This is a genomic window from Streptomyces sp. NPDC055140, assembly GCF_053607285.1.
In genome coordinates this window covers 138173-164520 of record NZ_JBSGTG010000013.1, presented here as the reverse complement: position 1 = coordinate 164520, position 26348 = coordinate 138173, and the positions used below count along the sequence as shown (strand labels likewise).

Here is a 26348-nt window from a genome sequence, read left to right as displayed (position 1 = left end):
GGAGGTCTGACGCAGGAGCGGCCCGGGGTCTTCCCCCGAGCCGCCCCGTCGTTCAGTCGTGCACCCGCACCACCTTCAGCGCCGGTGACCTCAGGATGTCCTTCTCGCAGAAGCGCGAGGTCACCCACTGCCCGTTCGAGAACAGATGCGTCTGGTCGCCGAAGTGGGGCGAGTCGGGGTTCGAGGACTGGGAGTACGTCAGCAGGGTGCGGGCCACCGGGCAGCCGCCGCCGTTCCAGCCGACGGCCTGGATGTAGCTCGACCCGTGGACGACCTCCGTGTAGCCGCCCGCCTTCGCGTCCCACACCGTCTCGACCTTGTTCCACACACCGAGGGACTCCGTGCCGCCGTGGACGGGGATGCGCTTGCCGCCGCGCACGACGAACTGGTGCGCGCCGAGCGGGTCGTCCAGGGCGATCCCGGCCGCCCGCAGCTCACCTACCGCGTCGGCGAGCGCGGTCGCGAAGCCCGGCACATCCGTGTTCAGCGTGTTCGGCGTGCGCACCGGGTCGGCGGCCGAGAACGGCACCTTCCACAGCTTGTCGTTCGGCACGGCCGCCGTGAGCTTGCGCCAGAACCGGTCGAAGAGCAGCGCGCCACGGCTCGATGTGCGCATCGTGTGATCCCACCTCTTGAGCACATCACAGGCCTGGCCGACATCAACAGCCTTTCCGTCGCTGCCTGTTGCCGTGCCGCCGGGCAGCGCCGCACATGTGCGCGCCGTGTCCGCCGCCGCCAGATCCGCCGCGGGCACCCGGTCGGCGAACTGCTGACGCTGGAGGTCGGGGACGGTCAGGCCGCCCCGTCTCGCCATCGCCGAGACGTCCTCGACGCCGCCGCGCGTCCGCATCGACCGCTGCGTGCCGACTGTCCCGAAGACCCGCTCGTACCCCGTCAGCGGCCGGTCGGCGTTGGCCAGCCAGGCGCTGTCGTTCGAGTTCTCCACGTACGGCGCGTCCTTGAGGACCGGCATCCTGGACGGTCCGAAGATGCCCGGCTGCACGGCGTCCTTGTCGGAGCCGATCGCGCAGTCGCCGCGCGACCCGTCCAGGACCGCGACGCCGGACGCCGGATACGTCACCTTGCCGAGCGGCGTCGAGCAGCGTGCGGCCAGGTCGTCGGTGATCCGGGGCAGGACCTGCGCCTGAGCGAACAGCGAGTGCCCCGACGAGTCGGCGGCGATCGTGTTCACCCAGGGAAGTCCCTGTGAGCGCTTCAGCGAACGCAGCACGTCATCCGTGGAGCGTGCCTTGCTGAACCCGAGCCCTGTGTCGGAGGCACGCAGGTTCAGGGCGTTCGGGTCGTTGAGCGCATACGCCGTCGTGGCCGTCCAGGGCAGCGGCAGGGACGCGCCCAGCGAGTTCACGATCGGCCCATACCGTGTCCACCACTGGGTGCGGGTGACCGGCGCGCCGTCCTTCACCGCGATGGTCACGGTCCGCTTCGTCATCCGCTCCGGGTTGCCGTCGACGAGATACGAGGTCGGATCGGCCGGGTCCAGTGTCAACTGGTGGAGATTGAGCGTCACGCCCGTCGCGACGGTGTGGCTCCAGGCGATACGGGAGTTGTGTCCGATCGAGATCGTCGTCGAGCCGAGGAGCGAGCCGCCGGAGACGTTCAGTTCGCCGGGAATCGTCTGCTGCGACTGCCAGAAGCGGCGGCCGCCCTGCCAGGGGTAGTGCGGGTTGCCGAGGAGCAGACCGCGGCCGTTCGCCGTGGTGGCGCCGCTGAACGCGACGGCGTTGGACCCCATGTCGGCGTCCTCGCTCGAGAACAGCTCCTTGGCGGCCGCGGCTGTTGTGGCCTTGTCCGGCGTACGGGCAGGGGCTCCCGCGGAGGGCGGCTGTGCGGCTGTGATGCCGTCCACGCCGCGGCCCTGTCCGCCGAGCACGGCGAGCGCGAAGCCGTGCGCCGCGACGTCCAGGGTCGTCACCGGGCGCACCCATTCCGCGCCCTTGCAGGCGGGGTCGGTGATCCGGTTCTGCTTCAGCCACGCGTTGTACCCGGCGGCGAAGCCTCGCATCGTCTCCTTCACCTCGCGGCTCGGGCCCGCGGGCGCCGGCTCGGCGAGCAGCTTCTCGACGGTGCCCGCCTCGCGGACACCCCGGAAGTAGAGGTCGCTGGAGACGTTCTTCGTGGCGGACGACAGGGAGCCGTCGGGGGCCGAGTCGGGCCCGAAGTAACGGGAGCGCTCGCCGCGCACGGTGGCGAATCCGTCGGCGAGCGCGCACACCTGGTCGGCCGCCTGCGCCCACCCGGTGCCGAAGCCCAGGCCCGCGTAGTCCTTGGCGACGATATGCGGTATGCCGTACTCCGTGTAGCGGATCGTGGCGGACAGGCCGCCGTCGTGCGGGTGGCGCTCGGGCCGGCCGTGGCCGCCGGCGGCCGACGACGGGAGTGAGGCCGTGGTGCTCAACGCGGTCAACAGGGCGAAACCGATGACCGCGAGACGTCTTGGGCGGGTGCGCATCGTGCCTCCCAACTGGAGTGAGGGAAGGGGCGGTTGAGCGTACCAACCGGTATGCCCGGAAGGGCGGCGTCCGGTGTGGCCTTCCCCCGACGCGCGTCACCGGCCTTGATTTCGCGTCGGCCGGGGCACAGGATCGCGCCATGACGGGTGTCCGGGATGAACGAGACGTACGCGCCAGCACGGTCGACGGGACGCTGCGCCGCAGCGCGCGACGCGCCCCCGAGCGCGTCGCCGTCCGCTACGGCCCGCGCGCATGGACGTACGCCGAACTCGACGCGGCCGTCTCGCGGGCGGCCGGCGTGCTGCGCGGCCTGGGACTCGGACGAGGGGACCGTGTCGGCGCGTACGGGCACAACTCGGACGCGTACCTGATCGGCTTCCTGGCCTGTTCGCGCGCCGGGCTCGTGCACGTGCCGGTCAACCAGAACCTCACCGGAGACGACCTCTCCTACATCGTCGGCCAGTCGGGCTGCGCGCTCGTACTGACCGACCCCGACCTGGCGGACCGGCTCCCCGCGGGTGCGCGCACCCTGGCACTGCGCGACGCGGACGACTCCCTGCTCGCCCGGATCCCGTCCGCCGAGCCGTACGACGGACCGCAGCCCGACGCCGACGGCCTGGTGCAACTCCTGTACACCTCCGGCACGACCGCGCTGCCCAAGGGTGCGATGATGTCGCACCGGGCGCTCGTCCACGAGTACGTCAGCGCGATCCATGCCCTCGGCCTCACGGAGACGGACCGGCCCGTCCACTCCCTGCCGCTCTACCACTCGGCGCAGATGCACGTGTTCCTGCTGCCGTACCTCGCCGTCGGCGCGCAGAACACGATCCTCGACGCGCCGGACGCCGCGAAGATCTTCGACCTTGTCGAAGCCGGTGACGCCGACAGCCTCTTCGCGCCGCCCACCGTCTGGATCGGCCTCGCGCAGCACCCGGATTTCGCGACCCGGGACCTGAGCGGCCTGCGCAAGGCCTTCTACGGCGCGTCGATCATGCCGGTGCCGGTCCTGGAACGGCTCCGCGCGCACCTGCCCGGACTCGCCTTCTACAACTGCTTCGGCCAGAGCGAGATCGGACCGCTCGCCACCGTCCTCGGGCCCGACGAGCACGAGGGCCGCATGGACTCATGCGGGCGGCCCGTCCTGTTCGTCGAGGCACGGGTCGTCGACGAGGACGGCAAGGAGGTGCCCGACGGAACCGCCGGTGAAGTGGTCTACCGCTCACCGCAGTTGTGCGACGGCTACTGGGACAAGCCGCAGGAGACCGAGGCGGCCTTCCGTGACGGCTGGTTCCGCTCGGGGGACCTCGCGGTGCGCGACGGCGAGGGCTACTTCACCGTTGTGGACCGTGTGAAGGACGTCATCAACTCTGGGGGAGTGCTCGTCGCCTCACGGCAGGTCGAGGACGCGCTCTACACCCACCCGCAGGTGGCCGAGACCGCCGTCATCGGCCTGCCCGACGAGCGCTGGATCGAGGCCGTCACGGCCGTCGTGGTCCGCGGCGGCGGCGAGGTGACCGAGGCGGAGCTCATCGCCCACGCGCGCGAGAAGCTCGCCCACTTCAAGGCGCCCAAGCGTGTCGTCTTCGTGGACGAACTCCCGCGCAACGCCAGCGGCAAGATCCTCAAGCGGGAGCTGCGGGACCGGTTCGGTACGGCGCACTGAGCCCGCCGGAAAATGACGAGCGGAGGCGGTCGGGGCCCTGTTACGGTCCGGCCATGAAGCGACGCGCTGCTGCCAAGACGACGACGCCGGAGAGTGTCCCGGCGCGCTGACAGCTGTGTTTGTCCGAAGCCCCGGGGCGAGTGCCCCGGGGCTTCGCCATGGGACCACTCGCCCGACGACCGCGAGGGATCCCGAAATGAACCAGCAGAAGCAGGACCAGCGGAAGCAGGACCAGCGGAAGCAGGACCAGCGGAAGCACGAGGAGCAAAACCAGGAACACCCGCAGCACGAGCGGCCGAAGCACGACCACCGCAAGCTCGGTCGTGAGCTCGGCCTCTTCGACACCGACCCGCTGATCGGCGCGGGTCTGCCCTACTGGCTGCCCGACGGCGCGGCTGTGCGGCACACCCTCGAGGAGTACATCCGCACCGCTGAGCGGCGGGCCGGCTACCGGCATGTGTACTCGCCGGTCCTCGGCAAGCGCGAGCTGTACGAGATCTCGGGGCACTGGTCGCACTACAGCGACGACATGTTTCCCCCGATGGACCTGGGCGGCGAGCAGGTCGTCCTGCGGCCCAGTCTCTGTCCCCACCACGCCCTGATCTACCGTTCCCGCTCCCACAGCTACCGCGAACTGCCCTTGCGCATGGCGGAGTTGGGCGGCATGTACCGCTCCGAGCTGTCGGGCGTGCTCGGCGGCCTGACCCGCGTACGGGCCATCCAGCTCAACGACGCGCACATCTTCTGCGCCCTCGACCAGGTGGCCGGCGAGGCGCAGGCGGCTCTGGAGATGATCCGCAGGGCCTACGAGGCGCTGGGCGTCACCCCGGCGCGCTACCGGCTCTCGCTGCCGGGGCCGGGTGGCAAGTACGTCGCCGCCCCCGAGATGTGGCAGCGCTCCACCGCGCTGCTCACCGAGGTTCTCGACCGGTCGGGCCTTCCGTACGAGGCGGCCGAGGGCGAGGCCGCGTTCTACGGGCCCAAGATCGACGTCCAGGTCGCCGACGGTGCGGGGCGCGAGTCGACCCTCTCCACCGTCCAGGTCGACTTCCACCAGCCGGAGCGTTTCGACCTGCACTACATCGGCCCGGACGGCGCGAAACACCGTCCGGTGATGGTCCACCGCAGCATCATCGGCAGCGTGGAACGGGCCGTCGCCCACCTCATCGAGCAGCACGGCGGCGCCTTCCCGGCGTGGCTCGCCCCCACCCAGGTGGCGATCCTGCCGATCTCGGACGCCGAGCTGCCGCACGCCGACGCCCTCGCGCGGCGGTGCGCCGAGCTGGGGCTGCGGGCCGAGGTCGCCGGCCCCGAGCGCGGCACCCTGGGCGCCCGCGTCCGGGAGGCCCGGCTCGTGCCGTACCAGGCGGTCATCGGTGGGAGAGAGGCGGTGGACGGTCGGGTCGCGCTGCGCCTGCGCGACGGCCGCCGCCCCGCACCGCTGCCCGCCGAGGAGGCGCTCGCCAGGATCGGGGCGGTCGTCGACGGGTGCGCGCACGACCTGTGGGACGACGCGAGCTGACGAAGGCGGCCCGGCGGGGGGCTGGAATGCCGGCCCCGCCGTACCCCTTACGCCTCCCGCCCCCGCAGGTCCACAATGCGCTTGATCTTGCCCACCGACCGCTCCAGCGTCTCCGGGTCCACGACCTCCACCGTCACCGAGACACCGATGCCGTCCTTCACGCCGGTCGCGATGGCGCGGGCCGCCGCGTCGCGCTCGGTAGCGGTCGCGTCGGCGCGGGCCTCCGCGCGTACCGTCAGGGCGTCCATGCGGCCCTCGCGGGTCAGCCGGAGCTGGAAGTGCGGGGCGACGCCCGGCGTGCGCAGGACGATCTCCTCGACCTGGGTCGGGAAGAGGTTCACCCCGCGCAGGATCACCATGTCGTCGCTGCGGCCCGTCACCTTCTCCATGCGGCGGAAGGAAGGCCGGGCCGTGCCGGGCAGGAGCCGGGTCAGGTCCCGTGTCCGGTAGCGGATCACGGGCATGGCCTCCTTGGTGAGCGAGGTGAACACCAGCTCGCCCTGCTCACCGTCCGGCAGGACCTCGCCGGTGATCGGGTCGACGACCTCCGGATAGAACTGGTCCTCCCAGATGTGCAGCCCGTCCTTCGTCTCGACGCACTCCTGGGCGACGCCCGGTCCCATCACCTCCGAGAGGCCATAGATGTCGACGGCGTCGATGGCGAACCGCTCCTCGATCTCGCGGCGCATCTCCTCGGTCCACGGCTCGGCGCCGAAGACCCCGACCTTGAGGGACGTGCTGCGAGGGTCGACGCCCTGGCGCTCGAACTCGTCGAGGATCGTCAGCATGTACGAGGGGGTGACCATGATGACCTCGGGGCGGAAGTCCTGGATCAGCCGCACCTGGCGTGCGGTCATGCCGCCGGACGCGGGGATGACCGTGCAGCCGAGCCGCTCGGCGCCGTAGTGTGCGCCGAGCCCGCCCGTGAACAGGCCGTATCCGTACGCGACATGGACCTTGTGGCCGGGCCGGGCGCCCGCCGCGCGCAGGGAGCGCGCCACCATGTCGGCCCACATGGAGAGGTCGTTCTCCGTGTAGCCGACGACGGTGGGCAGGCCTGTGGTCCCGCTGGACGCGTGCAGCCGGCGCACGTCCGTCTCCGGCACGGCGAACATCCCGAACGGGTAGTTGTCCCGCAGGTCGGTCTTCGTGGTGAACGGGAAGCGGGCCAGGTCGGCGAGCGAGCGGCAGTCCTCGGGGCGCATGCCCGCCTTGTCGAAGGACGCTCGGTAGAACGGCACCCGCTCGTACACGCGGCGAAGTGTCGCCCGCAGCCGCTCCAGCTGCTGTGCGTGCAGCTCCTCGGGGCCGAGCTGTTCCCCCGCGTCCAGCAGTTCTGTCATCGTCGACCGCGCTCCCGAGCCCTGAGGGCCGACCGTCCACCCGGATCCACATAATGGGCGAATCGGCCGACCGATCATTCGGTTGATCCGTTCAGGGTCAGTAATTCAAGGGGTGGGGGCAGGCGTCAAGAGGCGGGACGGGCTCAATCGCTGCCGGGTGGTCTCAGGCGCCCCCGTGGACGTATGGAGTCGTGGTGCTCAGAGCCGCGAAGCCGAGGCGCTCCAGGATCGGGCGGCTCATGCTGGAGGCGTCGACCTGGAGGTAGCGGTAGCCGCGCTCGGCAGCGATGCGGGTACGGAACGCGACGAGGCTGCGGTAGATCCCCCGCCCGCGCCACTCGGCGACGGTGCCGCCGCCCCACAGGCTCGCGAAGTCCGTCCCCGGGTGCGTCTCCATCCGGGCCGCGCTCACCGGCACGTCCCCGGCCAGCGCGAGCACCGCGGGCACGGCGTCCGCGTCCTCGGCGAGCTGGGCGAGGAGCTGGTGCCGGGTGAGGCCGAGACTCCTGCCGAAGGCCTTGTCGTGCACCTGCGCCATGAGATCGAAGCCCGTCTCGTCGGTGACGGGGACGAGCCGGATCCCTTCGGGGGGCGGGACGTCCGTCGGCAGGGCCGCGACCTCGGCGACCAGGAGGGTCTCCACGGGCTCGGGGACGAATCCGGCGGCCGTGAGTCGCTGCGGAAGATCGTGCGGCAGGTCGTGCCCGTACACCTTCCACTCGAATTCGCGTCCGAGCTCGGTGAAATGGCGTACCTGGGCGGCGATCGCCGCGTCCGCCGAGCTCTCGTCGAGGTCCGACCACACGACGCCGTTCCAGGAGCTGCCCTCGGCGCCGGTCTGCCGCACCACGCCGTCCACCCGCTCGACCCGCGCGCCGGGGCCGTCGGGCTTGGCGTCCCGCCTCATCTGCCGGTCGAACCGGGACAACACCGCTTGATGATTCATCCGGTCACTCCAGCACCGGCGCGTCGGGGTGGCAACCGGATTGTGCCCCGGCGCGCGGACGTGTCCCGTAGGAACTGTCGCCGCGTCCGCTACGACCGTCGCCGTGTCCTGTTACGAGCCTTCCGCCGCCACCGCCCGCGCCCACCGGTAGTCCGCCTTGCCGCTGGGCGAGCGCTGGATACGGTCGGTCAGGACGAGCTGGCGGGGGATCTTGTAGCCCGCGAGGCGGGTGCGGCAGTGGGTCTGGATGTCGTCGAGCGAGGGCGGTGCCGCGCCGTCGCGCAGCTGGACGACCGCGGCGACATGGTTGCCCCACTTCGCGTCGGGCACGCCGGCGACCAGCGCGTCGTACACGTCCGGATGGGACTTGAGGGCCTGCTCGACCTCTTCCGGATACACCTTCTCGCCGCCCGTGTTGATGCACTGCGAGCCGCGCCCGAGGACGGTGACGATGCCCTCCTCGTCGACCGTGGCCATGTCCCCGAGCAGCACCCACCGCTCGTCGCCCTTCTGGAAGAACGTCTCGGCTGTCTTCGCGGGGTCGTTGTAGTAGCCGAGCGGGACGTGCCCGCGCTGGGCGATGCGACCCGGCTCTCCAGGGGAGATCGGCTCGTACGTCGCCGGGTCGACCACCTGCGTACGGGAGTTGACCCGTAGACGGAAGCCCTTCTCCGGGCCCGAGTCGTCCGTCGCCGTGCCGTTGAAGCCGGACTCGGAGGAGCCGAAGTTGTTCAGGAGCATCACGTTCGGGACGAGCGCCTGGAACTGCGCGCGCACCGTCTCCGACATGATCGCCCCCGACGACGAGACGCTGAACATCGACGAGCAGTCCGTGCCCTTCATCGGCCCGTTCAGCGCGTCGATCAGGGGCCGCAGCATCGCGTCCCCGACGAGCGACATGCTCGTCACCTTCTCCTTCTCGACCGTGCGAAGGACTTCTTCGGGCACGAACTTCGTGTGGATGACGAGGCGTTGGCCGAAGTTGAAGCCGATGAAGGCGGTGAGGGTGGAGGTGCCGTGCATCAGGGGAGGCGTGGGGAAGAAGGTGATCCCGTCGCCACCGGCCGCGACACGCTCGGACAGCTCCTCCGGCCTGCTCACCGGCTCGCCCGTCGGCGCGCCGCCGCCGAGCCCCGAGAAGAACAGGTCCTCCTGGCGCCACATCACGCCCTTGGGCATGCCGGTCGTGCCGCCCGTGTAGATGATGAAGAGGTCGTCGGCCGAGCGCGGCCCGAAGCCGCGCTCCGGCGAGCCCGTGGCCTCCGCCTCCGTGAAGTCCACGGCCTTGACGGGCGGCGCGCCGGTCGGCGCGGTCCCCACGCGCACGAGGTGGCGCAGCTTCTCCGTCTGCGGGAGAGCGGACGCGACGCGTTCGGTGAACTCGGCGTCGAAGACGAGCGCCGCGAGGTCGGCGTCGCGGTAGAGGTAGACCAGCTCCTCTTCCACGTAGCGGTAGTTGACATTGACCGGCACGATCCGCGCCTTGAGGCAGGCCAGCACCGTCTGGAGGTACTCGATGCCGTTGTAGAGATGCAGGCCCAGGTGTTCGCCGGGGCGGATCCCGCTGTCGATCAGATGGTGGGCGAGGCGGTTGGCCGCCGCGTCGAGTCCGGCGTAGGTGAGCCGGCGCTCCGCGCCCGTGCCGGGATGGTCGATGTGCACGAGCGCCTCGCGGTCCGGGACCACGTCGACGACCGACTCGAACAGGTCGGCAAGGTTGTACTCCACCGCTCCTCCTGACCCAGGCGCCATCTCGATGTGGCCGTCATCTCAGCAGAGCGGCATGGAACAGGGAAGGGCTCCCGCACAAGAAATCTGACTGACTGTCAGAAAACTCTTGAACTGGCCACCCGCCTACTGCAACCTGTTCTCGCATCCGAGACGTACGCGGCAGCCGAGACGCATCCGAGACGGGAGTACGGCCATGGGTGGCACGGAACACGACGCGGGACAAGGGACGGGTCACGGGACGGAACACCTCACGGTGCGGCGCGAGGGCGCCACCCTGGTCCTCACGCTCAACAGGCCCGAGGCCAAGAACGCGCTCTCCCTGCCGATGCTGGTCGGCCTCTACGACGGATGGGTCGCCGCGGACGAGGACGACTCGGTCCGGTCGGTCGTCCTGACCGGCGCGGGCGGCACGTTCTGCGCGGGCATGGACCTCAAGGCCCTGGCCGGCAAGGGGATGGAGGGCGAGCAGTACCGGGACCGGCTCAAGGCCGACCCCGATCTGCACTGGAAGGCGATGCTGCGCCATCACCGGCCCCGCAAACCCGTGATCGCCGCTGTCGAGGGCTACTGCGTGGCCGGCGGCACGGAGATCCTCCAGGGCACCGACATCCGCGTCGCCGCCGAGACCGCGACCTTCGGCCTCTCCGAGGTCAAGCGCGCCCTCTTCCCGATCGGCGGTTCCACGGTGCGGCTTCAGCGGCAGATCCCGCGTACCCACGCCCTGGAGATGCTGCTGACCGGCAGGCACTACAGCGCTGCCGAGGCCCTCTCCATCGGGCTCATCGGCAGTGTCGTCCCGGCCGGCACCGCGCTCGACAAGGCCCTGGAGATCGCCGAGCAGGTCAACGCCTGCGGCCCGCTCGCGGTGGAGGCGGTGAAGGCCTCGGTGTACGAGACCGCCGAGATGACCGAGACCGACGGCCTCAAGTCCGAACTGGAACGCGGCTGGCCGATCTTCGCCACCGAGGACGCGAAGGAAGGCCCCAGGGCCTTCGCCGAGAAGCGTCCCGCCGTCTACCGGCGCGCGTGAAGCCCTCTGACGCCAAGGAGTCCTGAAGTGCCCGAAGTCCTCAAAGCCCCGCTCGTCGTCGAGTTCCCCTTCACCCGCTCGCTGGGTCCCGTCCAGAGCGCGTTCCTGACCGGCCTGCGCGAACGCACCGTCCTCGGCGTGAAGACCACCGACGGCAAGGTCATGGTCCCGCCCGTCGAGTACGACCCCGTCACCGCCGACGAGCTCCGCGACCTCGTCGAGGTCGAGCCCACCGGCACCGTCACCACCTGGGCCTGGAACCCCGAGCCCCGCCGCGGCCAGCCCCTCGACGCGCCCTTCGCCTGGGTCCTGGTCAAGCTCGACGGCGCAGACACCGGCCTCCTGCACGCCCTCGACGCACCCGGCCCCGACGCCGTGACCACCGGCATGCGCGTCCGCGTCCGCTGGGCCGCGGAACGCACCGGAGCCATCACCGACATCGCCTGCTTCGAGCCGTACGAGGGGGCGGCGACGGATACCGAACCCGCCGCGCACGACGGGCAGTTCGACGACGCGGTCAACGGGATCGTCGCCGAGGCCCGTCTCGACTACGTGTACTCCCCGGGCCGCGCCCAGACCGCCTACATCAACGCCCTCGCCGACCGCCGCACCGTCGGCGAACGCTGCCCGTCCTGCCGCAAGGTCTACGTCCCGCCGCGCGGCGCCTGCCCCACCTGCGGCGTCGCCACGACCGACCGGGTCGAGGTCGGCCCGGCCGGCACCGTCACCACCTTCTGCATCGTCAACGTCAAGGCCAAGAACCTCGACATCGAACTGCCCTACGTCTACGCCCACATCGCGCTCGACGGAGCCGACCTCGCGCTCCACGGCCGCATCGCCGGCATCCCGTACGACCAGGTGCGGATGGGCCTCCGGGTCGAGCCCGTATGGACCGAGGGCGGCCGCTACCCCGACCACTACCGGCCCACCGGCGAACCGGACGCCGACTACGACACGTACAAGGAGCTGGTGTAGATGCGAGAGGTAGCGATCGTCGCCTTCGCGCAGAGCGACCATCTGCGCACCACCGACGAACTCTCCGAGGTCGACATGGTGATGCCGGTGCTGCACCAAGTGCTGGCGCAGACCGGTCTGAAGACCAGTGACATCGGCTTCACCTGCTCCGGCTCCTCCGACTATCTCGCGGGCCGCGCGTTCTCCTTCACCATGACCCTCGACGGCGTGGGCGCCTGGCCGCCGATCTCCGAGTCCCACGTGGAGATGGACGGGGCCTGGGCGATGTACGAGGCCTGGGTCAAGCTCCTCACCGGCGAGGTCGACACGGCGCTCGTTTACTCGTACGGCAAGTCCTCGCCCGGCTCCGTGCGCGATGTACTCACCCGCCAGCTCGACCCGTACTACGTGGCCCCGCTGTGGCCGGACTCGGTCGCGCTCGCCGCACTCCAGGCACAAGCCCTGATCGACGCGGGCGAGACCGACGAACCCGCGCTCGCCGGGATCGCCGCACGGAGCCGGGAGTCCGCATCGTCCAACTCCCACGCACAGGTGAAGGGCTCGGTGCCGCAGGGCGGCTACGAGGTGCAGCCGCTGCGCAAGGGCGACTGCCCGCCCGTCAGCGACGGCGCCGTCGCCGTGATCCTGGCCGCCGGTGACAAGGCCCGCGAATTGTGCGAGCGGCCCGCCTGGATCCGCGGCATGGACCACCGCATCGAGGCGCACAGCCTCGGCGTACGCGACCTCACCGACTCCCCGTCCGCACGGCTGGCCGCCGAGCGGGCGGGAGCCTTCGAACGGCCCGTGGACACCGCTGAGTTGCACGCCCCGTTCACCTCGCAGGAGGTCGTCCTGCGGAAGGCGCTGAAGCTGGGCGACGGCGTGGCCGTGAACCCCTCCGGCGGCGCGCTCGCCGCCAACCCGGTCATGGCCGCGGGTCTGCTGCGGATCGGTGAGGCCGCCGCCCGGATCCACCGCGGTGAGTCCGACCGGGCCCTCGCCCACGCCACCTCCGGCCCCTGCCTCCAGCAGAACCTGGTCGCCGTCCTGGAAGGAGACGCCCGATGAGCAGTACGGGGCACGCCACGCACAAGGAATCCGTGGCCGTCGTCGGCATCGGCCAGACCAAGCACGTCGCGGCCCGCAAGGACGTCTCGATCGCCGGACTCGTGCGCGAGGCCGCGCAACGTGCCCTGGAAGACGCCCAGTTGACGTGGGCCGACATCGACGCCGTGGTGATCGGCAAGGCGCCCGACTTCTTCGAGGGCGTCATGATGCCCGAGCTGTATCTCGCGGACGCCCTCGGCGCGGTGGGCAAACCGATGCTCCGGGTGCACACGGCGGGCTCGGTCGGCGGCTCCACCGCCCTCGTCGCCTCCAACCTCGTGGCGTCCCGCGTCCACAAGACCGTCCTCACCCTCGCCTTCGAGAAGCAGTCCGAGTCCAACGCCATGTGGGGCCTGTCCCTGCCGATCCCCTTCACCCAGCCGCTGCTCGCCGGCGCCGGCGGGTTCTTCGCCCCGCACGTCCGCGCGTACATGCGGCGCACCGGAGCGCCCGACCACGTCGGCTCCCTGGTCGCGTACAAGGACCGGCGCAACGCGCTGAAGAACCCCTACGCGCATCTGCACGAGCACGGCATCACCCTGGAGAAGGTCCAGTCCTCGCCGATGCTGTGGGACCCGGTCCGCTACTCCGAGACCTGCCCGTCCTCCGACGGCGCGTGCGCCATGATCCTCACCGACCGCGCGGGCGCGGCCCGTTCACCGCAGCCGCCGGCCTGGATGCACGGTGGCGCGATGCGCAGCGAGCCGACCATGTTCGCGGGCAAGGACTTCGTGTCGCCGCAGGCGGGGAAGGACTGTGCCGCCGACGTCTACCGGCAGGCGGGCATCGGCGACCCGCGCCGCGAGATCGACGCCGTCGAGATGTATGTGCCGTTCTCCTGGTACGAGCCGATGTGGCTGGAGAACCTCGGCTTCGCCGACGAGGGCGGGGGCTGGAAGCTCACGGAATCGGGCGTCACGGAACTCGACGGCGACCTCCCCGTCAACATGTCGGGCGGTGTCCTGTCCACCAATCCCATCGGCGCCTCCGGCATGATCCGCTTCGCGGAGGCCGCGCTCCAGGTCCGCGGGCAGGCCGGAGAACACCAGGTCGACGGTGCCCGCAAGGTCCTCGGGCACGCCTACGGGGGCGGCTCGCAGTTCTTCTCGATGTGGCTCGTCGGGGCGCAGCCGCCCACGTCCTGAACGGCTCGCCGCCGCGGCCTGTCCGCCGCGCGGGCCGATCGCTAGGCTGGCGGGCGGACGACGAACCGGGAGGAGTACGGACGTGGCCGAAAGCACCATCGAGCAGCACGCGCTCGCGGGTTGGGACAAGCCGGACCTCGATCTGAGTGCCGCGGACTGGCATTCGAGCAGCAAGGGGCGGGGCGACGTCCAGATCGCCTTCGTCGAAGGCTTCATCGCGATGCGCAACGGCGGCAGTCCCCAGAATCCGTCCCTGATCTTCACGCCCGCGGAATGGGGGGCGTTCGTGCTGGGGGCACGCGAGGGGGAGTTCGACCTGACCTGAGCCGCTCTGGCCTGACCCGAGCCGCGGTCAGGTGACGTTTCCGGCTTTTCCGACGACATGTGACGTTCGGCCCTGCCCCATGGTCCCGGTGTGCGCGAGGCTGGGGGCAGGAACAGTCGCTCTTGCCGGGGCCCGTCGACACCGTGCCCCGGTGTCGGAGGTTGGACATGAGTACCCCGCGCCCCCTGCCCGTCGTGGCCGCCGTCGACGGATCCGAAGACAGTCTGCGTGCCCTGGAGTGGGCACTGACGGAAGCGGGCAGGCGCGGGGCGCCCGCGCGGATCGCCCATGTGCGCCAGTACGGACCCTGGACTCAGCGCGGGGTACTGGCGTCCGGCCCGCCGGAGCCCGCGGGCGACGCGGTCCTCGACGAGGTGCGCGCCACCCTGACCGGTCGGGGTGATCTGCCACCGGTCGAATATGTGACCTTGGAGGGCACTCCGGCGGCCGTCCTGGCCGAACTCGGCTCCGAGGCACAGCTGTTGGTCCTCGGCTCGCGGGGGCGCGGCGGCTTCGCCAGTCTGCTGCTCGGTTCGAACGGTGTGGCCGCGGCGCGGGACGCCGCCTGCCCCGTCGTCGTGGTGCCCAGGCCCGGACGCGCCGTGCACGGTGACAGCGACGCGGCGCCCGGACCGCGCGTGGTCGTCGGCGTCGACGTGGACGAGCCCGACGACAGCCTCCTCGCCTTCGCCTTCGAGGAGGCCGATCGGGGCGGGGCGCGGCTCCAGGTGGTCGCGGCGTTCCCGTGGCCGGTGCTCGCCTGGACGACGTTCGGCGACTTCACGCCCACGACCGTCGACCAGGAAGCGGCCGAGAGCGAGACCCTGACCCTGGTGAACGCTGCCGTGGCGCCCTTCCGCAAGGCGCACCCCGACGTCGAGGCCGACCTGTACGTGGCGCCGGGCGACGCGGCCGGTCACCTCGTCGAGAACTCCCGCGGGGCCGACCTCGTGGTCGTGGGCCGCCACCGGCGCCGCCTCACACGCCCCGCACCGATGCTCGGCACGGTGACGATGGCGGTACTGCTGCACGCGGCGAGCCCGGTCGCGGTGGTGCCGCCGGCCCTGGAGGACACGCCGTAGGGGATCCATGGTGGAGCAACGGGTCGGGCCCGTCGGGTCACCGAGCGTGTCCGGGGCCGAGGTGAGGCGGTTGTGCCCTGGATCCGTCCGGTACGTCGCTCGGGACCGCCCGCCGGTACGGGGGCGCCGCCGGCCTCCCCCGGAGACCTGGACCTTCGCCCGGAGATCTAATGGATGCGCGGGACCTTATCATTAGCCCTATGCGTGACATCAGCACAGGCCCGGGCGCCACACCGCTCGCCCTGAACCTCGCCCTCACCATCCGCCACGACGGGCACGGCGGTGTCGCCGACGACCTCGAGCGGCCCGAAGCGCTGACGGCCTGGGTGCGGGAGCACGCCGAGGAGCTGCCGGACACCGCCGGGTTCGAAGCGGACGCGACGGCGCTCGCCGAGGTGCGCGAGGTGCGGGCCGCCGTCCGCGCACTGTTCGCCCACGCCGTGCGCCCCGGCGACCCGAGCCCGGCGGACGCCCACCGGCTGCTCCCCGTGAGCGAGGCGGTGCGGTGCCTCAACGCGGCGGCGGCGCTCGCCCCGACCGTCCCCGTTCTCAGCTGGGACGACGGCGCCACCCCCCTCGTGCGCCAGGAGGCACGCACCCCCGCGCCCGCTTCCGACCTGCTCACGGCGGCCCTGGCCCGCGCCGCGGTCGGCTTCCTCGCGAGCGACGACCGCGAGCGGCTGCGCGCCTGCCACGCCCCGCGTTGTGTGCGCTACTTCCTCAAGGACCATCCCCGTCAGGAGTGGTGCAAGCCGTCCTGCGGCAACCGTGCCCGGGTCGCCCGGCATCACGAGCGGCACCGTGCGGAGGCCGTACGAGACTGAACTCGCCACGGGGGACAGGGCGTTGAGTGAGGTCACCGGCGTGCGCCCGGACCGTCGCCCCCGGCCGGTTGCACACCCATGAGCAGACCGACCGTCCGGGTCGGAACCCCCGATGCCCCGGGAACCGCCCGCGCCGGCCCGCTCGGGACCCCGTCGGGGCCGTGGCCCCCGCGCCGCGGAGCGCCCCGATGCACGTACCATTGCGGCATGTCCTTCCTCCGCCGACGCAGCTCCGCCACACCCGCGGGTCCTGACTTCGATGTCCTCGCCATGGACCCGGGCGACTGGCCGGGCAATCTCGGCGCGGGCCTGCTGCCCGCCCCCGACGGCAGCTGCCAGGGCGTCTTCCTGCGCTACGACCTGTTCGGCGGCCGCGGCCCCGCGATGATCATCGGGAACCTGCCCGAGGGCTCCTCGGCCCGTGAGACCGCCGAGGGTGAGATCCCCTTCGAGGTCGCCCAGCTTCTCCTCGCACTGGAGAACGACGAGGAGGTCACCGTCGTCGGCACCGAGGACGTCCCGGTGATGCAGGGCGACAACCTCCTCATCGTGCGCCGCCTCAAGCTCTCCGAGGGCCGTATTTCCTGCGTGCAGTTCGACCGCAGCGACAACGTCCTCGTGACGATCGCGGCCTGGGACCGGCCCATCACGGACGACCTCTACGCGCTCCTGAAGCCGCTGCCCCCGGAGCTGTTCCAGCAGGGCTGAGCCGCAGAAACCGGCCGGGCCCGGATCCGCCCCCACGGCAGATCCGGACCCGGCCGAGTTCATGTGCCCTCAGGCGCCGGACGGCAGCACCTCCACGTCGGCGGCACGCACATACGCCACCCGGTGACCGAACTGGATCTCGTAGTAGACGTCCTTGCCGCGCACCACCCGGTGCGACGTCGTGTCGAACGTCGGCGAGTAGAAGTACTCACCGGTCGTCCTGCCACCCGCGACGTACCGCTGTCCCGCGAGAAGCTTGTACGGCAGCGGGGAGACCGCCTGCGGGGTGATGTCCGCCGGGTACGCCTCCTTCTCGGGGTAGGCCCGCCCGTACACCGGGACATCGGTGCGGCCGGCCTTCGGGGCGATGACCAGGCCCGCCGCGTTCACGGCCGTGGGCTGCTTCTTCGGGTTCTTGAACCAGGCCTTCTGGCCGAGGTACCAGACCGCCGTCCAGTCGCCCTTGCGCTCCGCGACCGCGTACTGCTGGCCGGTCGACAGGCGCGCGCCCATGTCGTTCACGTCCGTCGTGGAGTCCTCGCCACCGGGCCGCAGCCCGATGTCCTTGATCAGCGGCGCGTCCTCGCTGGGCGCGGTGTACACCCGTACGGCGCCCGAGCCGTGCGTGGTGCAGGTCTCGCCCGCCTTGACGCAGCCCGTGTACACGGGCTTGTTCCTGGCGAAGTCGGGGGCCACGGTCACGAGGCCGCCCTTCGGGCCCGCGGTCGCCTTGAACGGCTTGCCCATCAGCGCGAAGTAGTGCGCCCAGTCCCAGTACGGACCCGGGTCCGTGTGCATGGTCTTGATCCCGGCCGTTGTCGTCCCCGGCACGTTGTCATGGCCGAGGATGTGCTGCCGGTCCAGCGGGATGTCGTACTTCTTCGCCAGGTACTTCACCAGGCGCGACGACGCCCGGTACATCTCCTCCGTGTACCAGGAGTCCGGCTGGGCGAGGAATCCCTCGTGCTCCAGGCCCAGGGACTTGGCGTTGACGTACCAGTTGCCCGCGTGCCAGCCGACGTCCTTGGCCTTCACGTGCTGGGCGATGTGCCCGTCCGTGGAGCGCAGCGAGTAGTGCCAGGCCAGATACGTCTTGTCCTGCACCAGCTGAAGCGTCGTGTCCCACGTCGCCTCGGTGTCGTGGATGACGATGTAGTCGATGCTCTGGTCGTTCGGCCGGTCGGCGAGATCGTGGTTGCCGTAGTCGCCGTCCCCGAACTCCTCGTAGGGCGCCGGGATCCACTCGCACGACACGGTCGGTGGGCACTCGGTGCCGCTCTCGTCGGACTTTCGCAGACCCATGCTCCGCACCTGCGCCGCGTCCGGCTTCAGGCTGCGGTCGGCCGCGAGCTCGACGCGCTGCCCGGCGTCCGTGGTGCGTCGCTCGCCGTCGTGGATCACGGCGAACACGTCGTTCGCGTACGTCGCGGCCGTGGCGGTGTCGTCGGCGCCGGAGAACTTCGCGATCGCTCCGTACCAGTCGGCCGGGTCGGAGCTGAGGGGCTTGCCGAGGGCCTTCTGCGCCGCGGCGAGCAGGGCGGCGCCGCCGCGCACATTGGCCGCGGGGTCGGAGCGCAGTTGTTCGGCGGGGATGCCACTGAGCTCGGCGGCGTGCGTCAACGACTTCAGGCGGGCCGGGAGTTGGGAGTTCTGCGGCACCTTCGTCTTCGGGGCGAGCGCCGGCCGTGACGCGTCGCCGCGCGGATCGCCCGCGGCTTCGCTGTGAGCGGCCACACCCGCGAGCGCGGCGCGGGCGTCCGTGAGGTGCATGGGGCCGTAGCCGCCGGTGACGCTGGGCGCACCTCCGTGCGTGTCCCACCGGGACTGGAGGTAGGAGACGCCGAGCAGGACGCTCTGGGGCACCCGGTACTCGGCCGCCGCGGTCGCGAACGCGTGCTGGAGCCCCGCGTTCGACGCCTCCTGGGCCTCGCTCGGGGGTGCGGCGCCGAGGAGGGGAAGCAGCAGCGCCGCCGTCGCGAGCGTCCCCGCCGCCCGGGCCGCCTGGTTCGTGCGTCTGCGCGCGGCCGGCGAGCGGTCGCTGGTGGTCGAGGGCAAAGCGGCCTCCTGGGAACGGTCCTGGGACAGATGAGCTCGACGGGTGTGCGGGGGCGATCGTGGGTCAGTGGTATCGGCTTGCCGACGATCCGTCAATCATGCTCAGGGCAAGGGATTTCCCATGTCAGCGCCCGTTGGGCGGGCTTTCTCCGGGGAGGCCTCACTGCCTGCGGCGCGTCAGTGGAGTGGACCAATGACTCTTCGCGAAGAGTGGGGCCGCCGTCTCGGCATGCGGGAGGGCGCCGCGAACTCAACCGCGTTCTCCACCTGATCGGGGGATCGACCGCGCGGGTGTTCCCCGGCAGCCGGCCCGGCCTGGTCAGCGCGGCGACGCGCCCGCGAGGACCCGGTCCACCTGCTCCGGCGAGAGGGCGTGCTCGATCGCCAGGATGGCAGCGCCGACCACGGCCGCGTCGGCTCCGGTGCGGCTCGGTTCGATGCGCAGGACATGGGTGGCCAGCGGGTGGGAGCGGCGGTACACGGCCTCCCGCACGCCCGCGAGGAGTTGGTCGTGGACGGCCGCCAGCGCGCCGCCGACCACCACCGTGTCCGGGTTGAAGAAGTTCACCAGGCCCGCGAGGACCTCGCCGACCGCACGCCCCGCCTCACGCACCATCCGTACGGCGTCACGGTTGCCGGACTTCACCAGGCGCACGACGTCCCGGCTCGACGCGGCGTCCAGACCCAGGCCCGACAGCTCGCGGGCCAGCGCCGCGCCGCCCGCCACCGCCTCCAGGCAGCCCGAGTTCCCGCACCGGCACGGCGCCGCCTCCTGCCGGCTGTCGCCGACCCGGATGTGCCCGATGTCGCCCGCGCTGCCCTGCGCGCCCCGGTGCAGCCGGCCGTCCGCGACGATGCCGCAGCCGATGCCCGTACCGACCTTGATGTAGAGGAGATAGCGGGTGTCCGGAAACGCGCGGCGCTGCTCGGCCAGCGCCATCACGTTCACGTCGTTGTCGACGAGGGCCCGCACACCGAACCGGTCGGCGAAGAACTCGGGGATCGGATACTGGTGCCAGCCGGGCATGATGGGCGGATCCACGGGCCGGCCGGTGGTGAACTCGACGGGGCCCGGCACGCCCACACCGATCGACTGGAGCGAGGCCGGATCGAGGCCCGCCTCGTCCAGGAGCGCGTGGAGCGTCCGCTCGACGTGGCCGAGAATCGACGAAGGACCGTCGGCGATCGACAACTGGTCCTCGCGCAGCGCGAGTTGTTCCCCGCCGATGTCGAGGAGCGCGACGCGGCAGTGCGAGGCGCCCAGGTCGACGCCCGCCACCACATGCTCGCGGGTGCGCAGATGGAGGCGGCGCGGGGGCCTGCCGCCCGTCGAGTCCCCGGCCTCCGCCCCGGCCTCGATGAGGAAGCCGTGCGCGATGAGCGCGTCGACGCGCTGTGACACGGTCGACCGCGCGAGGCCGGTGATCCGCGCGACGTCCGCGCGGGTCGTGGCCGCCCCCGTACGCAGCAGGGCGAGGACCTCGCCGGGCGACGACGGCGGCGCGGAACTGAGGTGATCCGGCGCTCCAGACATGGCAGTCACGATAGGGACGAGTTCCGCTGCTCACAAGCCCGATGCTGTTCGCCGATCGACCTAAGTACCTGTCAATTTCCTTTGTACGTACCAGGGTTGGCCCCTTGACAGGTCAAAGAAGGGTCAGCACATTGCAATGCAGACCGCTGCGGAAGACTGCCGAAGAGGCCGGAGAGGCTGAACGATGCAGGCGACACAGACGATGTTGGCGATGCACGGCGTGTCCAAGAGCTTTCTCGGTGTACGGGTGCTGCACGGGGTCTCCCTGGACCTCGCCCCGGGCGAGGTCCACGCGCTCGTCGGGGAGAACGGCGCGGGAAAGTCCACCCTGATGAAGGTCCTCGCGGGCGAACACGTCCCCGACGAGGGCACCATCACCCTGGACGGCGTCGAGCAGTCCTTCACCCATCCCGCGCAGGCCCAGGCCGCCGGAATCGGCATCATCCACCAGGAGTTCGCGCTCCTGCCCCACCGCACCGTCGCCGAGAACGTGTTCCTCGGCCGCGAACCGACCCGGCGCGGACTCGTCGACCGCCGCGCCATGGAGGCGCGCACCGCCGAACTCCTCGCCGAACTCGGCGAGTCGGGCATCACCCCGCGCACCTACGTCCGTGATCTGCCGGTCGCGCGCCAGCAGACCGTCGAGATCGTCAAGGCGCTCGCCTCCGACGACGCGCCGGCCCGCGTCCTCGTCATGGACGAGCCGACCGCCCCGCTCGCCGACCACGAGGCGGCCCAACTCCACGCGCTCGTACGCCGGCTGGCCGACCGCGGCCTCGGCATCCTCTACATCTCGCACCGCCTCCGCGAGGTCTTCGACCTCTCGCAGCGCATCACCGTCCTCAAGGACGGCCGGCACGTCACGACCGTACGCACCGAGGACACCGACACCGACCAGGTCGTCCGCGCCATGGTCGGCCGGGAACTCAGCGCCTACTACCCGCCGCGCGCCCGCCCCGGCGAGGCCGGCGACGTCCGGCTGACCGTGCGCGGCGGAGGCAACGCACGCCTGCGCGACATCGACCTGACGCTGCGCTCGGGCGAGGTCACCGGCATCGCGGGCCTCCAGGGATCAGGACGCACGTCCCTGGCCCGCGCCCTGTTCGGCGCCGCACCCTTCACCACGGGCGCCATGACCGTGGGCGGCCGTGACCTGCGCCCCACGAGCCCGCGCCGGGCCATCCGCGCGGGGATCGCCCTGGTCACCGAGGACCGCAAGGCCGAAGGGCTCGCCCTGCGCCAGTCCGTGCGCGACAACGCGCTCCTCGTCACCCGGGCCGTCCCCGCGCGAGGCCGCCCGCCCGCGGCCCGCGACCTCACCGCCCTCCTGGAGCGGGTCCGGCTGCACGCGCGCGGCGAGGACCAGCAGGCCCAGTTCCTCTCCGGCGGCAACCAGCAGAAGGTCGTCATCGCCAAGTGGCTCGCCGCCCGCCCGCAGATCCTGCTCTTCGACGAGCCGACCCGGGGCGTCGACGTCGGAGCCAAGGCCGCCATCCACACCCTTGTCCGCGACCTCGCCCGCGAGGGACTCGCCGTCCTGATCGTCTCCTCCGAACTCCCCGAACTGATCGGCATGAGCGACCGCATCCTCGTCATGGCGGAGGGCCGCCTCGCCGGCGAACTCCCCGCCGGCGCGAGCGAGGAGGACATCATGCGCCTGGCCACGCGCGGCGGCCCGGCAGCTCACCCGCCCGTCCCCGCCTCACCGGGAGGAAGCGCATGACCGGGACCGCCGTCGCCCCGCCGACCGTCGCGAAGCCCGCCCCGCCGCGCAGAACCCGCCTCGCCGACCCCGCCGTCGGCGTGTGGCTGGCCGCCGCGGCCGTCACCGCGGCCGGCTGGATCGTGGTGGCCGCACGTGGCGGGGACTTCCTCACCCTCGCCAACGTCGTCGGCATCCTCCAGAACTGCGTGGCACTCGGACTCGTCGCCGTCGGACAGACCGCCGTGATCCTCACCGGCTCCCTCGACCTCTCCGTGGCGTACCTCATCAGCCTCGGCACGCTCGTCGCCGCCACCACGATGGAGGACGGCAGCGTCGTCACGGCCGTCCTTGCCGTGCTTGCGCTCTCCGCGGCCGTCGGCCTCGCCAACGGCCTCGTCGTCACCGGGCTGAAGGTCAACGCGTTCATCGCGACGCTCGGCACCGCGTTCATCCTGCGCGGCTGGATCGAGGACAACTACACGGGCCCCGCCGGCAAGGTCCCCGCGTCCTTCCAGCACCTCGGCTACGACCGCATGGGGCCTGTCCCCGTCTCCCTGTTCCTGCTCGCCGCGGTCGTCGCCGCGCTGTGGTTCGTCACCCGCCGCACGCGCTTCGGCCACCACCTGTACGCGACCGGGGGCGACGAGCACGCGGCCCGCCTCTCCGGTGTCCGCACCCGGCGCACCGTCGTCGCCGCGCACGTCCTTTGCTCGCTGTGCGTGGGAGCCGCCGCGCTCTTCCTCGCCGCGCGGCTCGGCGCGGGCGCCCCCTGGGCCGGCACGGAGGCCCGCTACGACCTCGAGTCGATCGCCGCCGTCGTCCTCGGCGGCACCGCCCTCGCGGGCGGACGCGGGGGAGTGGCGGGCACGCTCGGCGGCGTCCTGGTCCTCGCCGTGCTCGACTCCGTCTTCAATCAGCTGGGCGTCGACCCGTTCTTCAAGAACGTCGTGCGCGGCGTCGTCATCATCGCCGCCGTCGCCCTCTACGCCCGGCGCGGCGCGGGGAGGACCGCATGACCACGGTGAACCCAACAGTCAGTCCTTATAGGCGAGTTGCCCGCTCGCTCGGCACCGGCGCCCCCGTCTACGTACTCCTCGCCGTGCTCCTCGTGGCCCTCGCCGCCACCGACCCCGGCTTCTACGAACCCGACCGCTTCCTCGCCTTCGTCAAACGCGCGGCGCCGCTCGTCATCCTGGCGGCGGGTCAGTATCTGGTCATCGTCTGCGGGGAGTTCGACCTGTCCGTCGGGGCGATCGTCACCGCCGGTGTCGTCGTCGCGGCGGAACTCTACGGCTCGTACCCGGACGCCTCCTGGATCGTGGTGACGGGCGGGCTGCTGCTCGCCGGAGCGCTGACCGGTCTCGTCAGCGGACTGATCACGACGAAGCTGCGGGTGCCGTCGTTCATCACCACGCTCGGCATGATGCTGATCCTCGAAGGCGCCGTCTTCTTCTGGACCGGTGGCTCCCCGCACGGATCGCTCCCCGAGGAGTTCCGCCGGCTCGGCCGCGGCACGGCGGGCGGCTGGCTGCCCTGGGCGGTCCTCGCCTGCCTCGTCGCGGGCGCCGCCGCCGTGTTCCTCATGCGCTCGGACTTCGGCCGCACCCTGATCGCGACCGGCGACAGCGAACGCACCGCCGCCCTCGCGGGCGTCCGCGTCCACCGGGTCCGCGTCATCGCGTTCGTCCTGTCGGGTGTCGCGGCCGCGCTCGCCGCCGTACTCGTCGGCGGATTCTCCGGAGTGTCCGCGCAGGCGGGCCGCGGCTACGAGTTCGAGGCCATCACCGCCGTCGTGCTCGGTGGCGTCGCGCTCGGCGGAGGCCGCGGCAGCGTCGTCGCCGCGATGGCCGGGGCCTTCTCGCTCCAGGCCCTGTTCACGCTGCTCAACCTGCAAGGCGTCTCGGGCGCCCTCGAATCCACGGTCCAAGGCGTCATCGTCATCGCCGCCGTAGGTCTCGGAGCGGCCGACTTCTCCCGCCTGCGCCGCCGTCCTACTCACCCCTCGGGAGGGACCCCCTCATGACCCGCAGACGTCCACTCGCCGTCGCCGTCGCCGCCGCCCTGGCGGCCGCCGCGCTGCTCACCTCGTGCTCCAGCGACATGCCGGCCGACTCCGCGGCGGGCACGGCGTCGGAGAGTGCCGCGAAGGGAGGTGCCGACAAGCCGTCGAAGTTCTTTCAACAGGCCGAATACGACCGCCAGTTGGCACTCGCGAAAGCCACGCCCGAGGGGCCCGTCGACAAGCCCTGGGAGCAGATGCTCGAACCCGAGATGACCGACACGGCCCAGTACCGGAAGAAGGGCTCCGGCGGCACCCACCTCTGCTTCTCCAACGCCGGCGTCTTCAACCCGTGGCGCCAGGTGGGCCTCAAGGACATGAAGGCCGAGGTGAAACTCCACACTGAGATCACCGACTTCACCGTCCTCGACGCCCAGGGCAAGGACGACAAGCAGATCTCCGACATCCAGGAACTCGCCGGGAACAAGAGCTGCGACGCCCTGATCGTGTCCCCGAACACCACCGCCACCCTCACCCCGGCCGTCAAGGAGGCCTGCGGCAAGCTGCCCGTCATCGTCTTCGACCGGGGAGTGGAGACGGACTGCGCCGTCACCTTCATCAACCCCATCGGTGGCTACGGCTACGGGGCCGTCGCCGCGGACTTCCTCGTCGACAAGGTCAAGCCCAAGGGCAAGATCCTCGCCCTGCGCATCTCACCCGGCGTCGACGTCCTGGAGACCCGGTGGTCCGCCGCGAAGCTCGCCTTCGACAAGAGCCGACTCGACGTGGTGGACGTCAAGTTCACCGACGGCGACCCCGCCAAGACGAAGTCGATCGTGGCGGACGCGATCTCCCGGCACGGCTCGGTCGACGGCGTCTGGATGGACTCGGGCGCCACGTCCGTCGCCGCAGTCGAGGCGTTCGAGGACGCCGGCGTGGACGTCCCGCCCATCACCGGCGAGGACCAGCAGGACTTCCTCCAGGCGTGGAAGGACAAGAAGCTCACCGCGATCGCGCCCACGTACCCCACCTTCCAGTGGCGTACGCCGGTCATCGCCGCCCTGCGCGTGCTCGGCGGCAAGCAGGTCCCCAAGGAGTGGAAGCTGCCGCAGCCGACCGTCACGCAGGACAACCTCGACGAGTACCTCCAGGAGGGCATGCCGCCGCTGCACTACGCCATGTGCGGCTGCCGGGACCTGCCCGGCTACCCGAAGGACTGGGGAGGCAAGAAGTGACCCGGACCGCCTGGGAGTTGGGCGCCAACCCCTGGATCTGGCACTCGCCGGTCACCGGCCGTGCCCTCGCCGACACGCTGCCCCGCCTCGCCGCCTGGGGGTTCGACTGCGTCGAACTCCCCATGGAGAGCGCGGGCGACTGGGACCCGGGCGATGCGGCCAAGCTCCTCGACGCGACCGGTCTCACCCCCGCCGCCGTGATCGCCGTCATGCCGCACGGCCGCGACCTGGTCGGCACGGACGCCACCACGGTGCGCACCACCCAGGACTACTTACGCCACTGCGTGGACACCGCCCACGCGATCGGGGCGCCGGTGGTCGCAGGCCCCCTGTATGCGTCCGTCGGCCGGACCTGGCGGATGGACAGTGCCGCGCGAGAGGCCGCGTACGACGAACTGCGCACACACCTCGCCCCCCTCGTCGAGCACGCCCGCACGGCCGGGGTGCGCCTCGCGGTGGAACCCCTCAACCGTTACGAGACCAGCCTGCTCAACACCGTCGCCCAGAGTCTGGACGCCCTCGACGGGCTGCCGCACGACGGGATCGGCGTCGCGCTCGACACGTACCACCAGAACATCGAGGAACACTCGCTCCCCGCCGCGGTCCACGCGGCCGGGGACCGTATCGCGCACGTCCAGGTCTGCGCGAACGACCGCGGCACGCCCGGGGCCGACCACCTCGACTGGACCGGCTTCCTCGACGCGCTGCGCGAGACGGGCTACCGAGGCCCCCTGTGCATCGAGTCGTTCACCGCGCACAACGACGCGATCGCCGTCGCCGCCTCCGTGTGGCGCCCGCTCGCCGACAGCCAGGACGCCCTGGCCAGGGACGGCCTGCGCTTCCTGCGCGCCGCGGCCGGCCGAACCCGCTGAACCTCTGAGTTCCTCCGAATTCCGGCACCCCGCAAGTCCGTCCACTGTTTCCACGGAAAGGACCACCTCATGGGATGTCATGCTCGTGACATCAGAG

At 71.4% G+C, this 26348-nt stretch carries 21 protein-coding genes; 15 read left to right on the top strand and 6 right to left on the bottom strand.

The window, feature by feature from the left end; genetic code table 11:
- Positions 1–52: 52 nt before the first annotated feature.
- Complete coding sequence (locus tag ACWFR4_RS24695; protein ID WP_453654542.1) at positions 53–2470, bottom strand: penicillin acylase family protein; 2418 nt, start codon at positions 2468–2470, stop codon at positions 53–55.
- 140 nt (positions 2471–2610) lie between these two features.
- On the opposite strand from ACWFR4_RS24695, the gene ACWFR4_RS24690 reads away from it, so the two are divergent.
- Entirely contained in the window at positions 2611–4134 is a 1524-nt protein-coding gene (locus tag ACWFR4_RS24690; protein WP_453654540.1) for an acyl-CoA synthetase, read from the top strand.
- A 196-nt stretch (positions 4135–4330) separates the two neighbouring features.
- On the top strand, positions 4331–5656 hold the full coding sequence (gene thrS / locus ACWFR4_RS24685) for a threonine--tRNA ligase (protein WP_453654538.1): 1326 nt from the start codon (positions 4331–4333) through the stop codon (positions 5654–5656).
- 47 nt (positions 5657–5703) lie between these two features.
- Here thrS and paaK read toward each other — a convergent pair whose 3' ends face one another.
- The 3 genes from paaK to ACWFR4_RS24670 form a co-directional block, all read right to left on the bottom strand.
- Positions 5704–6999, bottom strand: a complete 1296-nt coding sequence (gene paaK / locus ACWFR4_RS24680; RefSeq protein WP_453467856.1) for a phenylacetate--CoA ligase PaaK — start codon at positions 6997–6999, stop codon at positions 5704–5706.
- 163 nt (positions 7000–7162) lie between these two features.
- Entirely contained in the window at positions 7163–7945 is a 783-nt protein-coding gene (locus ACWFR4_RS24675; protein WP_453467854.1) for a GNAT family N-acetyltransferase, read from the bottom strand.
- A gap of 111 nt (positions 7946–8056) precedes the next feature.
- On the bottom strand, positions 8057–9673 hold the full coding sequence (locus ACWFR4_RS24670; protein WP_453654536.1) for an acyl-CoA synthetase: 1617 nt from the start codon (positions 9671–9673) through the stop codon (positions 8057–8059).
- A gap of 196 nt (positions 9674–9869) precedes the next feature.
- Here ACWFR4_RS24670 and ACWFR4_RS24665 point away from each other — a divergent pair, with 196 nt between their 5' ends.
- The 8 genes from ACWFR4_RS24665 to ACWFR4_RS24630 all read left to right on the top strand — a co-directional run bounded on the left by ACWFR4_RS24665 (position 9870) and on the right by ACWFR4_RS24630 (position 16851).
- Positions 9870–10706 (top strand): crotonase/enoyl-CoA hydratase family protein, encoded by an 837-nt coding sequence (locus ACWFR4_RS24665; protein ID WP_453654534.1) that lies wholly within the window; start codon positions 9870–9872, stop codon positions 10704–10706.
- 27 nt (positions 10707–10733) lie between these two features.
- Positions 10734–11681: a Zn-ribbon domain-containing OB-fold protein gene (locus ACWFR4_RS24660; RefSeq protein ID WP_453467848.1), complete on the top strand. Its 948-nt coding sequence runs from the start codon at positions 10734–10736 to the stop codon at positions 11679–11681.
- A complete protein-coding gene (locus tag ACWFR4_RS24655; RefSeq protein ID WP_453654532.1) occupies positions 11682–12728 on the top strand; it encodes a thiolase domain-containing protein in 1047 nt (348 codons plus the stop codon).
- Positions 12725–13912, top strand: coding sequence for a thiolase domain-containing protein (locus ACWFR4_RS24650; RefSeq protein ID WP_453654530.1), 1188 nt, complete (start codon positions 12725–12727; stop codon positions 13910–13912). Before ACWFR4_RS24655 ends, ACWFR4_RS24650 begins: the two co-directional genes overlap by 4 nt.
- Positions 13913–13994: 82 nt before the next feature.
- Complete coding sequence (locus ACWFR4_RS24645; protein ID WP_453467845.1) at positions 13995–14237, top strand: DUF397 domain-containing protein; 243 nt, start codon at positions 13995–13997, stop codon at positions 14235–14237.
- A gap of 167 nt (positions 14238–14404) precedes the next feature.
- The gene (locus ACWFR4_RS24640) at positions 14405–15319 is read left to right on the top strand and encodes a universal stress protein (RefSeq protein ID WP_453654528.1); all 915 of its coding nucleotides are present in this window, start codon (positions 14405–14407) and stop codon (positions 15317–15319) included.
- Between the two features lie 200 nt (positions 15320–15519).
- The gene (locus ACWFR4_RS24635) at positions 15520–16143 is read left to right on the top strand and encodes a CGNR zinc finger domain-containing protein (protein WP_453467841.1); all 624 of its coding nucleotides are present in this window, start codon (positions 15520–15522) and stop codon (positions 16141–16143) included.
- A gap of 207 nt (positions 16144–16350) precedes the next feature.
- The gene (locus ACWFR4_RS24630; RefSeq protein ID WP_453467839.1) at positions 16351–16851 is read left to right on the top strand and encodes a hypothetical protein; all 501 of its coding nucleotides are present in this window, start codon (positions 16351–16353) and stop codon (positions 16849–16851) included.
- A gap of 69 nt (positions 16852–16920) precedes the next feature.
- Here the strand turns inward: ACWFR4_RS24630 and ACWFR4_RS24625 are convergent, their stop codons facing one another.
- Positions 16921–18906, bottom strand: coding sequence for an N-acetylmuramoyl-L-alanine amidase (locus tag ACWFR4_RS24625; RefSeq protein WP_453654526.1), 1986 nt, complete (start codon positions 18904–18906; stop codon positions 16921–16923).
- Between the two features lie 319 nt (positions 18907–19225).
- Positions 19226–20440, bottom strand: coding sequence for an ROK family protein (locus ACWFR4_RS24620; RefSeq protein WP_453459051.1), 1215 nt, complete (start codon positions 20438–20440; stop codon positions 19226–19228).
- A gap of 202 nt (positions 20441–20642) precedes the next feature.
- Here ACWFR4_RS24620 and ACWFR4_RS24615 point away from each other — a divergent pair, with 202 nt between their 5' ends.
- From ACWFR4_RS24615 to ACWFR4_RS24595, 5 genes are read left to right on the top strand one after another with little or no spacing between them, the layout of a single operon-like run.
- The gene (locus tag ACWFR4_RS24615) at positions 20643–22163 is read left to right on the top strand and encodes a sugar ABC transporter ATP-binding protein (RefSeq protein WP_453459140.1); all 1521 of its coding nucleotides are present in this window, start codon (positions 20643–20645) and stop codon (positions 22161–22163) included.
- A complete protein-coding gene (locus ACWFR4_RS24610; protein WP_453654524.1) occupies positions 22160–23161 on the top strand; it encodes an ABC transporter permease in 1002 nt (333 codons plus the stop codon). The genes ACWFR4_RS24615 and ACWFR4_RS24610 overlap by 4 nt, the downstream gene beginning before the upstream one ends.
- Complete coding sequence (locus ACWFR4_RS24605) at positions 23158–24168, top strand: ABC transporter permease (RefSeq protein WP_453459057.1); 1011 nt, start codon at positions 23158–23160, stop codon at positions 24166–24168. Before ACWFR4_RS24610 ends, ACWFR4_RS24605 begins: the two co-directional genes overlap by 4 nt.
- Positions 24165–25379: a substrate-binding domain-containing protein gene (locus ACWFR4_RS24600; RefSeq protein ID WP_453654522.1), complete on the top strand. Its 1215-nt coding sequence runs from the start codon at positions 24165–24167 to the stop codon at positions 25377–25379. The genes ACWFR4_RS24605 and ACWFR4_RS24600 overlap by 4 nt, the downstream gene beginning before the upstream one ends.
- Positions 25376–26251 (top strand): sugar phosphate isomerase/epimerase family protein, encoded by an 876-nt coding sequence (locus ACWFR4_RS24595; RefSeq protein WP_453654520.1) that lies wholly within the window; start codon positions 25376–25378, stop codon positions 26249–26251. Before ACWFR4_RS24600 ends, ACWFR4_RS24595 begins: the two co-directional genes overlap by 4 nt.
- Positions 26252–26348 lie beyond the last annotated feature (97 nt).

Coding starts and splice junctions, on each gene's coding strand:
- ACWFR4_RS24615 (WP_453459140.1), top strand. CDS start 20,643: ATGTTGGCGATGCACGGCGTGTCCAAGAGCTTTCTCGGTGTACGGGTG.
- ACWFR4_RS24640 (WP_453654528.1), top strand. CDS start 14,405: ATGAGTACCCCGCGCCCCCTGCCCGTCGTGGCCGCCGTCGACGGATCC.
- ACWFR4_RS24635 (WP_453467841.1), top strand. CDS start 15,520: ATGCGTGACATCAGCACAGGCCCGGGCGCCACACCGCTCGCCCTGAAC.
- ACWFR4_RS24675 (WP_453467854.1), bottom strand. CDS start 7,945: ATGAATCATCAAGCGGTGTTGTCCCGGTTCGACCGGCAGATGAGGCGG.
- ACWFR4_RS24600 (WP_453654522.1), top strand. CDS start 24,165: ATGACCCGCAGACGTCCACTCGCCGTCGCCGTCGCCGCCGCCCTGGCG.
- ACWFR4_RS24695 (WP_453654542.1), bottom strand. CDS start 2,470: ATGCGCACCCGCCCAAGACGTCTCGCGGTCATCGGTTTCGCCCTGTTG.
- ACWFR4_RS24650 (WP_453654530.1), top strand. CDS start 12,725: ATGAGCAGTACGGGGCACGCCACGCACAAGGAATCCGTGGCCGTCGTC.
- ACWFR4_RS24620 (WP_453459051.1), bottom strand. CDS start 20,440: ATGTCTGGAGCGCCGGATCACCTCAGTTCCGCGCCGCCGTCGTCGCCC.
- ACWFR4_RS24665 (WP_453654534.1), top strand. CDS start 9,870: ATGGGTGGCACGGAACACGACGCGGGACAAGGGACGGGTCACGGGACG.
- ACWFR4_RS24605 (WP_453459057.1), top strand. CDS start 23,158: ATGACCACGGTGAACCCAACAGTCAGTCCTTATAGGCGAGTTGCCCGC.
- ACWFR4_RS24655 (WP_453654532.1), top strand. CDS start 11,682: ATGCGAGAGGTAGCGATCGTCGCCTTCGCGCAGAGCGACCATCTGCGC.
- paaK (WP_453467856.1), bottom strand. CDS start 6,999: ATGACAGAACTGCTGGACGCGGGGGAACAGCTCGGCCCCGAGGAGCTG.
- ACWFR4_RS24690 (WP_453654540.1), top strand. CDS start 2,611: ATGACGGGTGTCCGGGATGAACGAGACGTACGCGCCAGCACGGTCGAC.
- thrS (WP_453654538.1), top strand. CDS start 4,331: ATGAACCAGCAGAAGCAGGACCAGCGGAAGCAGGACCAGCGGAAGCAG.
- ACWFR4_RS24610 (WP_453654524.1), top strand. CDS start 22,160: ATGACCGGGACCGCCGTCGCCCCGCCGACCGTCGCGAAGCCCGCCCCG.
- ACWFR4_RS24630 (WP_453467839.1), top strand. CDS start 16,351: ATGTCCTTCCTCCGCCGACGCAGCTCCGCCACACCCGCGGGTCCTGAC.